The sequence below is a fragment of the Streptacidiphilus sp. MAP12-16 genome (genome assembly GCF_041262165.1).
Lineage (GTDB): Bacteria > Actinomycetota > Actinomycetes > Streptomycetales > Streptomycetaceae > Streptacidiphilus.
Map to the genome: position 1 here is coordinate 57981 of NZ_JBGCBY010000031.1, position 13642 is coordinate 71622.

Here is a 13642-nt window from a genome sequence, read left to right on the forward strand (position 1 = left end):
GTCCGCTCAGGAACTCTTGCCCCCCAACTCGACGGCGAGTCGGTCCAGTTCGTCGCGCGTTCCCTCCTCACGCCAGTCGGCCCGGTCGAAGCCGTCCAGGTAGGCACCGTGGTCGGTGATCGTCAAGCGCGTGCCGCTCCCCGCGGCGTCGAACTGGATGCTGACCAGGTTGACGGAGATGCGGTTCTGGTCCGCGTGCATGTGATTGGTGAGCACGATTCGCTCGTCGGGCACGATGTCCTGGAAGAAGGCCTCATAGGTGTAGCGAGGGCCGCCCTCCTTGAGGGTGAAGGTGTTGCGCTCCGAGCCCCCGACTCGGAAGTCGACCTCCATAGTCGCGGCGCCCGGGTCCTCGACGCCGGCGAACCAGCGGTTCTTGGCCACCGGATCACCCCAGGCGGCGAAGACGCGCGCCGGCGGGGCGTCGTAGAGGCGCTCGATGACGAACGTGGCGTGGGTGACGGATCGATCGGTCACTTCCTACTCCTTCTCTTCGGAATCTTCGGAATCTTGGGAATCTTCGGCGAGGAGGTCGCCGAGCCGGTCCAGACGCCTCTCCCAGGTCGTCCGCTGGCCACCGATCCAGGCCTCGGCCGCGCGCAGCACGCCCGGCTGGATGTGGCAGGTACGGACGCGTCCGACCTTCTCGGACCGCACCAGCCCACTGGCCTCCAGGACTTGGAGGTGCTGGACCACCGCGGGCAAGGACATCGGCAGCGGCTTGGCGAGCTCACTGACCGAGGCCGGCCCGCGGATCAGTCGTTCGACCATGGCCCGACGGGTGGGGTCGGCCAGGGCTTGGAAGACCCGATCGAGGCGGACTTCATGGTTAAGCATGTGCCTAAGTATATGGCCCTGGCCCGGCAATAGACAAGCAGTTGCTTAAGTATCAGGTCTCAGCTCGCGCTCGCCGGCCACCCGGGCCTCAGCCCGCGAACGTGGGGCCGTGGAGGAGGTGGCGGGCGCGTCGGTAGTAGCGCCAGGCGATGGTCCGGGGGGCGTCCGGGTAGGGGGCGACGGGTGCGCCCAGGCCGTCGAGCCAGGAGGCCAGTTCGGCCGTGGTGTCGGTGTGGCGGAGCATGATGCGGGCGATTCGGTAGGGCTCGTCGCCGGTGGAGCTGAGGGCGTTGCGCACCGCCATCGCCGAGGTGTAGCCGGCCTCCCGTACGAGCTTGCGCACGCGCGGGCTGTTGTAGCCATGGGGGTAGGCGAAGGCCGGCACCGACTGGCCGAGCAGGTCCTCCAGCAGCGCCTTGGGCGTCGACAGCTCCTCGCGGACCAAGGCCCTGGAGAGGGTGTCCAGCTGCGGGTGGGTGACCGTGTGGGCGCCGATCTCGAGTCCGTGGGCGGCCAGTTCGCCGACCTGGTCGAGCGTCATCATGTCCGCCGCGGGCAGCAGGCAGCCGCCCCCGCCGCCGATGGCACCGGTGGTGAGGTAGGCGGTGGCGGCGAGGCCGCGCTCGGCGAGGGCCGGGGCAGTGAAGGCGCAGAGGTCGGCGAAGCCGTCGTCGACCGTGATCACGATCGGGCGCTCGGGCAGTGGTCCACGATCCTCCAGCGCGTCGGCCAGCTGGGTCGCGGTGATCGCGGTGCGCCCGCTGTCCAGGATCGCGTCCAGCTGCGCGGTGAACTCCTTCGGCCGCACCGTGAAGGGCGCGATCCACGACGGCGGATCGTCCGTCACCGCGTGGTAGAGCAGTACCGGAATCCGAGCGGCCGCCGGTACGCGTGCGTCGTCGTCCCTGTTCACCGCTTCATTCTCCTTTTGTCCTGTGCGCCATGCCTGGTCATCGCTGCGCGCCGTCCCCGCTGGTCGCGAGTTCACGCTCGTCTCCCGGTCCTGCGTCGTCCGCCGTCCGGCCCGGCAGCCAGGTCGACCGGAACAGCAACAGCCCGGACGCGACCAGCAGTTGCGCTCCGAGCCAGGCCGCGCCCATCCCGGCCAGGCCGATCCTCGGGACCAGCAGCGCGCTGAGCCCGAACACCGCGACGCTCAGGCACCCGTACAGCAGCACGAACGACCACAGCCGGCGGCGCACCCGGTAGGTGGCCAGCGCGGTGGCGGTGACCAGATTGGGCAACGCCGACAGCGCGAGCAGCCGGAGCAGGGTGGTGGCGTGTTCGGGGTAGTCCTCACCGAACAGGCGCAGCACCACCGGCGCGAGGAGCAGCAGTGCGGCGACGGCCGCCAGCAGCAGAGCCCCGGTGTTGCGCAGCACCGTTCGCACGGCCTGCCCGAGTCGCCGGGGATCGCCCGCCGACTCGACCACCAGCGAAGAACCCATGTTGCTGCTGACCACGTAGAGCATGGTGGTGATGACCCAGCTGATCGAGAAGAAGGCGCTGTCCCTGGGTCCCATCGTGTTGAGGATCAGCACCTGCGGCAGGGTCGACATGGCCAGCCAGAGCAGCCCGCCCAGGTAGGTGAGCGCGGTGTAGCGGACGACCCCGGCGGTGGGCTCGGGACCACCGCCGGGGAGCTGGTTCCCGGTCAGGTCCGCTGCGAGGCGGCCGATCTCCCGTTCCCGCCTTGGCACCGCGAAGCCGTAGAGGAAGGTGTTGGTGAAGAGCAGGGAGAGGCCCAGCGCGAGGGTCCAGGAGATGAGGATCCCGTAGGGGGCCGCGGCCAGGCTGAGCAGCAGTACGGCGGCCAGCTTGGCGAGCGAGAACAGGGAGTTCTCGGCCAGCACCCAGCCCGGACGGCGCAGCCCGGTCAGCGCCCCGTCCTGGAGCACGAAGACGGCGTAGCTCACTGTCGCCAGGACGAACACGGCGCCGAGCAGCGGGGTGTGCAGGAAGTCCAGTCCCGGCGAGAGCCAGGGGACCAGCAGGACGAAGCCGATCGAGGTGACCAGGGACGTGCAGATGCCGGTCAGATAGGCGAGGCTGATGATGCGTCGGGTGTTTTTTCCCGCGGAGGGGGTGAACCGCACCAGCACGTCGGCGAGGTTGAGCTGCGACACCCCAGCGAGGAACATCATCATGGAGACCGCGGAGTAGTTGCGCCCCACGGTGGCCACGTCGTAGCGCAGGCCGGCGAGGGACCAGTAGGCCGCGCCGAGTCCCGAGGTGGCCACCGAGGCGAGGGTGAGCAGCGCGCCGTTGCGCAGCAGCGGGTCGCCGAGGACCCACCGCTGGCGCAGTTGACGGATGCTCACGACGCGTTCACCCTCCGGAGATCGCCCGTTGCCGCGCCCACTGCGAGGCGGGCAGGATCACCGCCGCGTGGCCGCGCAGCCGCGGCGGCGGGTGTTCGTCCTCGTCGAGAGCGGCGTACACGGGGACGATCCGTTCGGCGGCGAAGCCCGCGTCCCTGAGCCGCGAGGCGACAGAGGCCAGCTCGGCGCCGGTGCGCGGCGGCGCGGCGACGAGCAGCACCAGGCCGCCGACCCGCCGGACGGCCTCGGGCAGGCCGCTCTCCTCCGGCAGCAGCGGTCCTCCCGGCCGGGTGGTGCGGGTGACGACATGGCGGTATTCCAGCCGTCCGAGCGCGGCTGAGAACAGCGGAGCGAGGTAGGCACCGGAGGTTCGCAGGCCCAGGACGAGCAACGGCCGGTCCCGGTCCGGGCGTTGCAGCGAGAAGCGCTGGGCGAGGGCGACGACGTCGTCGGGCCGCAGGTCGAGGTCCCCGAAGACCGCCGGGGAGCGCAGCAGCGCGTTGGAGTACAGCCGGGCGGCCTGGCCCCGGAGCCCCAGTCGCAGGCCCTCGACGGCGCTGCGCACGCTGAGCAGGATGGCCGCGGCCTCCTGCTCGGTGCTGTCGATGACGGCCTCGGCGAGGACGACGGCGAGGTCGCGGAGCAGCACGTGCCAGCCGGCGAGGCCCATCCGGCCTCGTACCGCGGTCGCGGCGGTGACCAGGAGCCGGGGTCCGGCCGCGGTTCCCTGGAGCCGGTCGGCGACGATCTGCGAGGCGCCGGCCGCGTACAGGAACGCCTGCAGCGGCTGCCCGCCGTCGGCGGCGGCGACGAGTCGGCGCAGTACGACGTGGAGCTGGTCGGCCACGTGAATCGTCGCGTGGTCCTCCGGAGCTCGGTCGTTCGCGCGGCCGGGTACGTGGCTGAGTACCTGGCTGAGTAGGTGGCTGGATCCGTGGTTGCGCGCCTGTTCAGGCATGGGAGCGGACCTCCCGAGTGGGTGTGGGGCCGTTGATGCGGGCTTCCGCCCGGACCAGGCGGCGGCTGCGGAGGTAGCCGTACGGCCCGTAGAGCAGGCCGCGGCGCTGGAGCCGGGAGAGACGGGCGGACCAGGACGGGCGGGTCTCGGCGCCGGTGCTCGCCAGGGCGTGGCGCACACCGCGCGGCAGCCGGCGCAGCAGCGCCGGCAGCATCCGTGGCTCGTGCAGCAGGGCCGCGGCGAGATACGCACCGAGCCCGGCCCCGTAGCCGAACGCCTGCCCGTCCAGGTCCTCGGGGCGGTCGCGATGGTGGTGCCAGACCAACGCCTCCGGCTGGTACACCAGGTCGTGTCCGTGCACGACGACGCGGAAGAAGGAGAGCAGGTCGTCGCCGCCCCTCGCCGGAGTGCCGGTGCCGATGGCGGGGTCGAATCCGCCGAGCCCGCGCAGCACGTCCGTGCGGAAGGCCATGTTGGCGCCGGAGCCGAGGCGACCTGCGGTGAACGGGAACAGCGGCTGGTCGGCCGGCGGCCGGTCGAGGCGGTAGCGACGACCGTGGAACCCCTTGCTGAAACCGCCGTGGGTCTCCAACAGCACCTGGGTGCGGGTGTGCAGCCGGGCCGGCAGGATCAGTCCGGTGACGCAGCCGACCCTGGCGTCGACGAAGCCGGAGACGAGGGCGTCCAGCCAGCCGGGGTCGACGACGACGTCGTCGTCGGTGAAGGCGACGATCTCGCCCAGGGTCTCGGCCAGGCCCCGGTTGTGGGCCGCGGCCAGTCCGCGCAGCGGCTCGCGGATGTAGCGCACCCGGTCCCCGAAGCACTCTCTGACCAGGTCTCTGGTCGCCTCGGTCACCGGGGCGTTGTCCACCACCACGACGTCGAAGCGCGGGTAGCGCAGCCCCTCGAGGGACTCCAGGCAGCGGGCGAGCAACTGCGGCCGTTCGCGGGTGGCCACGACGACGGTGACCAGCGGGAATGTGCCGGGTAAGGCCGAGGTCGCGCGGGGTCCCGGCAGGCCGAGGTCCAACTCCCGGTGCGCGGCGGCGGCGAGGAGCGCGGTCAGCCTGCCCGCGCTGCTCGGATGCGGGTCGTCACCGCTGTCACTGGCGTCACTGGCGTCACCGACGTCGCCGTGCACCGCCTGGACCAGACCGGCCGGACGGCCGCCGCTGCGGACCAGGGCGAGCACCGGCCCCGACCGCAGCGGACCGTTTCCGCCGATCCGCCGCAGCACGGGCGGCGAGCCGTCACCGGGCAGGTCGAGATCGACGACCTCGAAGGGCGCCCGGGTCGGGTCGAGCAGCAGTTCCTCGCTCACCGCAGTGCCTCCACCGGCTGGAAGCGCGGGTCGGAGACCCCGCGACCGTGGTGCTCGCGCAGCAGGGTCCTGAGCACACGCTGCCCGTCGTAGAAGGTGCGCAGATTGGACTGCCCGGTACGGCGCGGGAGTTCCAGCGTGGGCACCTCGGCGACCCGCAGCCCGGCGAGAAGCGCCCGCACCGTCATCTCGGTCTCGATCTCGAATCCGGAGGACTGCAGGTCGAGGCGGTCGAGGACGTTGCGGTTGAACGCCACGAAGCCGTAGCAGAGATCGGTCAGCGTGCTCTGGTACATCACGTTGACCAGAGCCAGCAGGGCACGGTTGCCCATCCGGCGCAGCGCGGTGATGTCCAGTGAGCCGCCGCCGCCCATGAACCGCGACCCCTTGACGAAGTCGTAGCCGCTCTCCAGGAAGTGGACGTAGCGCGGGATCTCACGGGGCGACATGGAGCCGTCCGCGTCGATCATCACGATGTACTCGCCCTTGGCGGCGAGGAATCCGGTGCGCAGCGCGTTGCCCTTTCCCGCCCCCTGCTGCGGCACCACGCGCAGCGACGGCAGGCTGGCCCGTGCCAGCTCCAGCGTGGCGTCGGTGGACTCGCCGTCGACCAGGATCACCTCGTCGACGCAGTCGGGAATCCGGCTCAGGACCCAACTGATGTTGGCGGCCTCGTTCCGAGCCGGGACGATCAGGCTGACCGTGCGGCTGGAACTCGAAGTTGGAGCGGGAGTTGGCGAAGAAGCCGCACTGGAGACCGAGTTGGAGGCTGAACTGGATTCGGTCCTGGAATCGATCCTGGAGACGCTCATAAGAACACCTGTGCTCCCCCCACGGCGAAGTGCCGCGGCACTCGACTTTCATGGATGTGCACGACCGGCTGCGGGCCCCCGCCCTACCGGACCATCCCCGTCACCCTGCACAAGACGGTACCTTCCGACCGAGGCGGGCGTAAGGAGTTCCACACGAATCCAGACGCAATTCGGTAACGCTCCGGAAATAACCGCCGTCGCACCATCTTTACGCCGCATTTCGATCACCCACACAAACGGAAGCACTGATTGCCGTTTGTTGCCCGGGGGGCGCCTGGTGGTGCCTGGCGGCCCCCGAGCGGGTGGAGGGATCAGCGGGACCCGTCGGCCGCTCCGGCCGCCAGCCGGGACGCCGCGAAGCCGGTCCCCGCGACGAAGCGCATCAGCGGGCCGAAGGTGGGAGCGGCGGCAAGGCCGGTGAAGCTGAGGCCGGGCACGCTGGACCGGAACCACGGGTCCAGTTCCGGCGAGCCGCTGCCGGGGACCCGGCGCACCCGGTGCCGCAGGTCCGGCTCGAGCCAGTCGAGCCGGTCGACGTCGACCCGGTAGCCGGTCGCGGCGAGGACGTGGTCCACCACCAGGGTCCGGTTGAACGGGCCGGCCGCGGCCGAGCGGGTGGCCGCGGCCACCGGCGAGTCCAGGCTGAGGACGACCTCTCCCCCGCTCAGTTCCACGGCCTTGATCCGGCGTCCGGTCGCGATCGGCACCTGGCCGTCCACCCGGTCCTTGAGCCACCAGGCCCCCGAGGGCCCGAGCACCCGCCGCATAAGCCACAGCCGGGTGGCCGGAGGCAGCCGCCGCACCTGTCCGGGGAGCCGGCTCACCGTCACGTGCGACCAGCCCTCGCCCAGCGGGGAGTCCGGCTTCACGGCCCGCAGCGGGCGCGGCCGTGCGGCCGGCGGCGGGCTCCCCCAGAGCACACGCGGGCCGCGGACCAGCACGGTCACCAAGGCGCCCGACTCCGCCAGCAGCGCCGCGCTCTCCAGCGCCGACTGCCCGGCGCCCACCACGGCGACCCGGCGACCCGCGAAGGCGGCGAATCCCGCGTGCTGCGAGCTGTGCGACAAGGGACCGTCGGGGTCGGGCCCCTTCTCCACCAGTTCCAGCAGCCGCTGCGGCACATGGGCCGCGCCCACGAGCCCGCTGGCGACGACGACCCCTGCGGCGTCGAACTCCTCGCCGCCCTCCAACGTGACCCGGAACCGGGAATCCTGGCCCGCCGCCTCGACCCGGACCACCCGCTCGGGCTCCACCTCGGGCAGCAGGCGGCGCTGGAACCACTCGCCGTACCGGACGAACAACTCCACCGGGATCGGGTGCAGCTGGTCGAGCGGCTCCACGCCCTCGATCCGGCAGAAGTCCGCGAGTGTGCTGCCCGGCCGGGGGGCGGAGAGGTCGGACGCTTCGGGCGTCGACTTCAGGTACATCCCCGACGGCATCCGGGAGTGCCAGCTGTCCATCACCCCGCCGAACACCCTGACCGGAACCCCACGATCAACCAGGTGCGCCGCCGTGGCCAACCCGTACGGCCCGGCTCCGACCACGACAAACGTCGATTTGCTGCTCACAGTGCAATTCCCCCCTGCGGGACTCCTTTGTCACTCCCTGACGAATCCACCCCTGACAAAGGTCGTCGGTCCATGGTGCTACGAACACCCATCCCCTGCCAACGCCCCGGCAGCGTCATGATTCAGGCATCATGACCAGTAAGGGGTGACTGTTCTGTGCCCGGGGGGACTCATGGGACGGAGGGGGCCATGGGCGGCTCCTTTGTGCATGACATTTTCGATATGCGAACACCTGTTTTGATCGTGAAGATCGGACACTATCCGTTGCACCACGGCACGGTGGGGGCGATCCGCAGCCTGGGACGCTGCGGAATCCCCGTGTACGCGATCACCGAGGACCGGGTCACCCCGGCGGCGCTCTCCCGTTTCCTGCGCCATCGCTTCGTCTGGCCCACCACCGGTGCGGAGAGCACCGACCGCCTGATCGACGGGCTCCTCCGGATCACCGAGGAGGTCACCGCCAGGGAGGGCCGCAGCCCGATCGCCCTCCCCACCGACGACGAGGCCGCCATCCTGCTCGCCGAGCAGGCAGGCGCGCTGGACGGACGGCTGCGCATGCCCGCCCTGGCCCCCGGACTCGCCCGAGAGCTCTCCGGAAAGCAGTCACTGCACAAACTCTGCATCGAGCACCAGGTGCCCTCGCCACGCTCCCGGCTTCCCGTCTCCCTCGATGAACTCGACAGTGCTGCAAAGGAACTGACGTTCCCTCTGGTCGCGAAGAACGCCGATTCGTACCACCGGCTGAGCCGGCCCGCAGTGGGCTCCACGACGCTGCTCCCGGACCGGACCGCCCTGGACGAGCTGACCCGCGAGTGGGGCTCCAGCATGCCCCGGGTGCTGCTGCAGGAGGCCATCCCCAGCGCGACCTCCGAGGACTGGATCTGCCACCTCTACTGCAGCGCGGACCGTACCCGGGACCTGGTCTGCACCGGGGTCAAAGTCCGCTCCTGGCCGCCGCGCGGGGGCGTCACCGCCCACGCCTACAGCGTCGCCAACGCCCGACTCGCCGAGCTCAGCGCCCGGTTCTGCCGCACCGTCGGCTTCCGCGGCATCTGCGACCTGGACTGGCGCTACGACCGCCGGGACGGCGAGTACAAGCTGCTGGACTTCAACCCCCGGCTGGGTGCCCAGTTCCGGCTGTTCCGGACCGACCGGGGCATCGACATGGTCCGCGCTCTGCACCTGGACCTCACCGGGCGTACCACGCCCTACGGCAGGCCGGTGAACGGCCGCCGCTTCACTGTGGAGATCCTGGACGCCCCGGCGCGGATCGCCGCCGGTCGCGGCCGACGCTCCGCGCAGATCCCCACCGGGGCATCGGCCCCGCCGCGTCGGGCGGCGGTGGGCGAACTGGCCTGGCTGGCCGTCGACGACCCACTGCCCGCCCTCGCCGCCGCCGTCCGCTCCACCGCCCCCGCCGCACAGCGGTTACGGCAAGCGCTGGGAACGCTGCTACCGGCCCGGCCGGTACCACCGCCCCGACGGCCCGGCTGAAGAAGCGGGCGGGGGGCCGATCCGGTCGTCGCGGCGAAGCTGCCCCAAGGTTCTTCACATACTTCGACAGTCGATATATGGTCGGGGTGTGAGCAGACGACGGAGCGTGATGAGTGAGGCTACGTACTTCATCCTCGCCGCGTTGCTGGATGGGCCGTTGCACGGCTACGCGGTCATCAAGCGGGCGCAGGAACAGTCCGGGGGGCGGGTCAATCTCGCCGTCGGCACCCTCTACGGGGCGCTGGATCGGATGACGGACGAGGGACTGATCGAGGTGGACCGCGAGGAGGTCGTCGCGGGCCGGTCACGGCGCTACTTCCAGGTCACGGACTCCGGGCGCGGCGCCGTTCAGGAGGAGGCCGGGCGCCTCGCTGCCGCTGCGGCCGTGGTGACGGAGCGGACAGTGACGCAGCGGACAGTGACGCAGCGGACAGGTACGCCGAAGCGCGCGGCGCGCGGCACGAGACCGGCCGTGGCCGGAGGGGGAGCGGTGATCGCATGACCGGCAACCGGCCGCAGGGAAAGAGCTGGGTGGAGCGGTGGTACCGGGTGATGCTGCTCGGGTATCCCGCGCAGTACCGGGAGCGCCACGGTGGCGAACTGCTCGGCACACTGCTGGAGAGCGACCCGTCGCGGCGGCTGCCCTCGCTGCGCGAGTCGGCGAGCCTGCTGGACGCCGGGATGCTGACCCGCCTCCGCAGCCGGCTGGCCAAGGCCCCGGCGTGGGCCGACGGCCTGCAACTCGGCCTGTTCCTGCTGGCGCTCACCCGGGCCGGGTCGCTGATGGGCGGCCTGTTGACTGCCCATCAGCGACCGCAGCTGCCGATCCTGCTGGCCACGTTGCCGGTCGTCGTCGCAGTACTGCTCGGCCGCATGCGCATCGCGGCAGTGGCGGCGGCCGTGGCGGCGACACTGACGACCTATCAGGCGCTGCTGGTGCCCGGGCACGGTACGGCGTATGTGGCCGGGGTCTTCTCCTCCAGACTGGTCGAGGTGCCGTCGGCCATGAACTTCTGGCTGAGCGTGGGCCCCTCGCAGTTCTGGGTGATCGCGCTGGGTTCGGCGGTCCTCGCCATGCACGGGCGGGGCCGCGGGCCGCTACCCCGGCGGTCGTGGTGGTGGCTGACGCTCCCTCTGCTGGAGGCCGCGTTCACCTCCTATGGCTGGACTCTGCTGCCCACCCTGGGTCCGCCGAACCATCAGGCCCCCACCGTCCCAGGCTCGTTCGTCGTGCTGTCGATGCTGCCGCTGATCGTGACGATCGGGTTCCTGCTGCTCGCGCTGCGGGCAACGCTGGCGACCGGCGATGCGCGCTGGACGATCGCGACCGGTGTCTACCTGATCCCCGTCGGCGTCTATGCAGCCGCGCTCGTGTCCGCTCAGCCGAGCGCCATCGTGACGCTCGACTACCAGCTACCGATCGTGCTTCTGGCGGCCACAGTTGCCATGGTGCTGCTACGCAGAGCCCCGCGCCGAGCCGCGAACTGAGTGCCGCCCGTCAGACCAACGGTGTGATCCGGATTGTCCCGTGTCAGCAATCTTGCGACGAGGAGGTCGAGTCCGGCCTCCTGCTCGCCGATTGCCCAGCCGTCCCGCCGAGTTGCGAGAGCAGAGTAGGGAGGGGCGGCGACGGGGCCTCTCCTCCCTACTCTTCAGCACTGCGATGCCGCGTTGCGACAACGGTTACTGGGTTCAGTGGTGCGTCAATACGACGTGGAGACGGTCACGCCGCTGAACCCGGTTGCCGCGTAGAGGCTGATGTACCGGTATCCGGCGGTGGTGTTGGTGACGGTGATGCTCTCGGTGTTCCCGGCGTGGGTCGAGCGCGCCGTGTAGCTGGTGTTCGTCGCCCAGGTGCTGGGGTTGAAGTAGAGGTCGGCGTTGCCCGTACCGCCGTTGGTGGTGACGGTGAGGGTGCTGGTGCCGGCCGGCAGGTAGATCCACAGGTAGTCGTAGTTGCCCGTCGAGGCCGACTGGTTGGCGCGCGAGCAGTTCCGGTCCATGGCCGCGACGTTCGTCGACGTGCAGGCCGGCAGGGTGCCGCTGCCGCTCACGGTGACGGACTTCCTGACCATGGAGGTGAGGCCCTTGGCATCGGTGACGGTCAGGGAGACCGTGTAGGTGCCCGAGTGGGCGTAGGTCTTCGAAGGGTTCGTGGCGGTGGAGCTGGTGCCGTCACCGAAGTTCCACGACCGCGCCGTGATGGAGCTGCCGGTGTCGGTGGACTGGTCGGTCAGTCTCACCGCCAGGCCGGAGACGGCCGCGTTGAAGCTCGCGGTCGGCCCTCCGCTGATCGCACAGGCGCCGGTGGCGCAGGCGTCGAGCCAGCTGTTGAAGTCGGCGTCGTAGCCGGTGCCGATGCTGTTGTAGAGGGCGTAGGCGCCTTGGTAGTCGCCGACCCGCATCTTGGCCAGCATGTTGTAGACGTCGGTCGGGTGCTTCTCGACCATGTACCGCACCGCGAGGTAGCCCCAGGGGTACGTCCTGACCACGTCGGAGTTGTCGTACGTGCTCTGGAACAGGGTGCTCAGCGCATAGCGGTGGGTGCCCGCTTCCGAGACGGCCTGGGTGTCGGAGACGCCGCGGTAGCTGTAGGACACGAACTCGGCCTGGCCCTCGATCCACCAGATGTCCGGGTACGAGATCTGCGTGGTGAAGTCGCCTTTCATGTCGTAGGCGGACTGGAGAAGGTGCGTGAACTCGTGGTTGAGGTTCCAGACGCGCGCCACGAAGCCGTTGTCGGTGGCCCACTGGTACATGACGGAGACGGGCTGGTTGTTGGGGTCGGTGATGTTCCCCGTCAGGGTCTCGCCGCCGTTGTTGGTGGAGTTGCCGAAGATCACCCAGGAGTAGGTCTGGTAGTCGAGCGAGGAGCCGAAGATGGCGAACTTGACATTCGTCACGTACTGGCCGGGGATCGGGCCGTTGTCCTTCACCAGGTTGTGGTAGTACGGGATCTGGTTGTGCAGGCTCGCGCAGACGGCTTTCAGGTCGGCCGGGCTCAGCGCCTGCGCCAGAATCGTGATCGTCGAGCCGCAGGCGTATGTGGTCGGCAGCGATGCCGCGGTGACCTGGGCGGTCAGGTTGCACACACCGTAGTACGAGCACTGCGAGCTGTCGTACGAGCTGGACTGGGATGCGACGTGGACCCACATGCCGGCCGTCGGGCCGGTGATGTGCGAGGCCCGGAGGAGCCCCTTGACCAGCGGTCGTATCTTGGCCTGGAGCGCGGGGTGCTCCAGGAGGCGGGCCAGGTCGTTGCCGGCGTTGGAGTCCAGGACGTCGTTGGTGCCGCCCAGCAGGCTCAGGTGGTTCAGCGCGAAGGCGTTGAGGGTGTCGGCGATGCTCGGGTCGGCGGTGACCGCGGAGACGAAGTCCGGATTCCAGTTCCCGTTCCACAAGGGGGTGTAGACGGCGTTGGCAGCGCTGTCCATGCTCCAGTAGGCGTCGTAGGAGCTGTTGTAGGCGTTGAGCACACGCTTGTAGAGGTTCAGGTACCGGCCCTGCACACCGGCGTTGTCCGTGAGGATGATGACCTCGTTGAGGATGTAGCCGTTGTCCGAGTTGACGTCCAGGAAGTGCGGGCCGGCCGCGAAGGTGTCGATGCCGGTCTCGATGGCGTTCATCAGGGTCGCGGAGTAGGCGGGGATGTTGTTGGTGGAGTTGCTCTGCAGGTAGAGGCCGGCCCGCAGGAACAGGACGAGCTGCCACAGGTTGGTGGAGTTGTTACCGGGGTAGGCCCTCGCCCCGCCCTGGAAGGCCTTGGCGACGGCGGACATGTGCGACTCGCTGAACACGCCCTGCGCGCCGGTGCCGCTGATGGCGAACAGGCTGAATATGCAGGGGTCGGGCGTGGACGCCCGGATGTAGGCGACCAGAGCCGATCCCGAACGGCCGGCGAAGTCGGCCGGGGTACAGGACTGTGCGGCCGCCCCTGCCACAACTCCCGGCCGCACCGCGGCCGACGCTGTCCTCGGCATCGGCAGGCTGCTCGGACGGTGTTGGGCGGCGGGGATCGGCGTGGTTCGCACGTCAGCCTGATCTGAGACTGCGGTGTTGGTCAGGCCGACCGGTTCCGGTCGAGTCGCAGCGCTCGACGAGGCGGCGGACTTGGCGGCGGACTTGGCGGCGGTGGTCGGCGCGGGTGCGGCCATGGCGGGCGTGGTCAGCAGACAGGCCGCCGTGGCGATGGCCGCCAGGGCGGCGGCCAGGACTCTGGGCATGGCTGATCGGTGGCGCATCACTGCTCCTCGAATGTGTGGGGCGCCTCGGGAACGGCCGGCCAGTGAGGCGTGATATGTAACATCGCACTGTTGTCGGAGGACGGACAA

General features: G+C 70.1%; 12 protein-coding genes. 3 read left to right on the plus strand and 9 right to left on the minus strand.

The window, feature by feature from the left end; genetic code table 11:
* Positions 1–6: 6 nt before the first annotated feature.
* From ABIA33_RS31340 to ABIA33_RS31375, 8 genes are all read right to left on the minus strand, one after another.
* The gene (locus ABIA33_RS31340) at positions 7–477 is read right to left on the minus strand and encodes an SRPBCC family protein (protein ID WP_370086067.1); all 471 of its coding nucleotides are present in this window, start codon (positions 475–477) and stop codon (positions 7–9) included.
* Between the two features lie 3 nt (positions 478–480).
* Entirely contained in the window at positions 481–837 is a 357-nt protein-coding gene (locus ABIA33_RS31345) for an ArsR/SmtB family transcription factor (protein WP_370086068.1), read from the minus strand.
* An 88-nt stretch (positions 838–925) separates the two neighbouring features.
* The gene (locus ABIA33_RS31350) at positions 926–1750 is read right to left on the minus strand and encodes a polysaccharide deacetylase family protein (RefSeq protein ID WP_370086069.1); all 825 of its coding nucleotides are present in this window, start codon (positions 1748–1750) and stop codon (positions 926–928) included.
* A 37-nt stretch (positions 1751–1787) separates the two neighbouring features.
* Entirely contained in the window at positions 1788–3158 is a 1371-nt protein-coding gene (locus ABIA33_RS31355; RefSeq protein WP_370086070.1) for a lipopolysaccharide biosynthesis protein, read from the minus strand.
* A 7-nt stretch (positions 3159–3165) separates the two neighbouring features.
* Positions 3166–4116: a hypothetical protein gene (locus ABIA33_RS31360; protein WP_370086071.1), complete on the minus strand. Its 951-nt coding sequence runs from the start codon at positions 4114–4116 to the stop codon at positions 3166–3168.
* Positions 4109–5437 carry a glycosyltransferase family 2 protein gene (locus tag ABIA33_RS31365; protein ID WP_370086072.1) on the minus strand — a complete coding sequence of 443 codons (1329 nt, stop codon included), beginning with the start codon at positions 5435–5437 and terminating at the stop codon, positions 4109–4111. The genes ABIA33_RS31360 and ABIA33_RS31365 overlap by 8 nt, the downstream gene beginning before the upstream one ends.
* Complete coding sequence (locus ABIA33_RS31370; RefSeq protein ID WP_370086073.1) at positions 5434–6249, minus strand: glycosyltransferase family 2 protein; 816 nt, start codon at positions 6247–6249, stop codon at positions 5434–5436. The genes ABIA33_RS31365 and ABIA33_RS31370 overlap by 4 nt, the downstream gene beginning before the upstream one ends.
* Before the next feature lie 311 nt (positions 6250–6560).
* Positions 6561–7817, minus strand: coding sequence for an FAD-dependent oxidoreductase (locus ABIA33_RS31375; RefSeq protein ID WP_370086074.1), 1257 nt, complete (start codon positions 7815–7817; stop codon positions 6561–6563).
* 222 nt (positions 7818–8039) lie between these two features.
* On the opposite strand from ABIA33_RS31375, the gene ABIA33_RS31380 reads away from it, so the two are divergent.
* The 3 genes from ABIA33_RS31380 to ABIA33_RS31390 all read left to right on the plus strand — a co-directional run bounded on the left by ABIA33_RS31380 (position 8040) and on the right by ABIA33_RS31390 (position 10799).
* Positions 8040–9311, plus strand: coding sequence for an ATP-grasp domain-containing protein (locus tag ABIA33_RS31380; protein ID WP_370086075.1), 1272 nt, complete (start codon positions 8040–8042; stop codon positions 9309–9311).
* 109 nt (positions 9312–9420) lie between these two features.
* On the plus strand, positions 9421–9813 hold the full coding sequence (locus ABIA33_RS31385; RefSeq protein ID WP_370086076.1) for a PadR family transcriptional regulator: 393 nt from the start codon (positions 9421–9423) through the stop codon (positions 9811–9813).
* Positions 9810–10799, plus strand: coding sequence for a hypothetical protein (locus ABIA33_RS31390; RefSeq protein ID WP_370086077.1), 990 nt, complete (start codon positions 9810–9812; stop codon positions 10797–10799). The genes ABIA33_RS31385 and ABIA33_RS31390 overlap by 4 nt, the downstream gene beginning before the upstream one ends.
* Before the next feature lie 215 nt (positions 10800–11014).
* On the opposite strand, the gene ABIA33_RS31395 is transcribed toward ABIA33_RS31390, so the two are convergent.
* Positions 11015–13552, minus strand: a complete 2538-nt coding sequence (locus ABIA33_RS31395; protein WP_370086078.1) for a collagenase — start codon at positions 13550–13552, stop codon at positions 11015–11017.
* Positions 13553–13642 lie beyond the last annotated feature (90 nt).

Coding starts and splice junctions, on each gene's coding strand:
- ABIA33_RS31390 (WP_370086077.1), top strand. CDS start 9,810: ATGACCGGCAACCGGCCGCAGGGAAAGAGCTGGGTGGAGCGGTGGTAC.
- ABIA33_RS31370 (WP_370086073.1), bottom strand. CDS start 6,249: ATGAGCGTCTCCAGGATCGATTCCAGGACCGAATCCAGTTCAGCCTCC.
- ABIA33_RS31380 (WP_370086075.1), top strand. CDS start 8,040: ATGCGAACACCTGTTTTGATCGTGAAGATCGGACACTATCCGTTGCAC.
- ABIA33_RS31395 (WP_370086078.1), bottom strand. CDS start 13,552: ATGCGCCACCGATCAGCCATGCCCAGAGTCCTGGCCGCCGCCCTGGCG.
- ABIA33_RS31345 (WP_370086068.1), bottom strand. CDS start 837: ATGCTTAACCATGAAGTCCGCCTCGATCGGGTCTTCCAAGCCCTGGCC.
- ABIA33_RS31385 (WP_370086076.1), top strand. CDS start 9,421: ATGAGTGAGGCTACGTACTTCATCCTCGCCGCGTTGCTGGATGGGCCG.
- ABIA33_RS31360 (WP_370086071.1), bottom strand. CDS start 4,116: ATGCCTGAACAGGCGCGCAACCACGGATCCAGCCACCTACTCAGCCAG.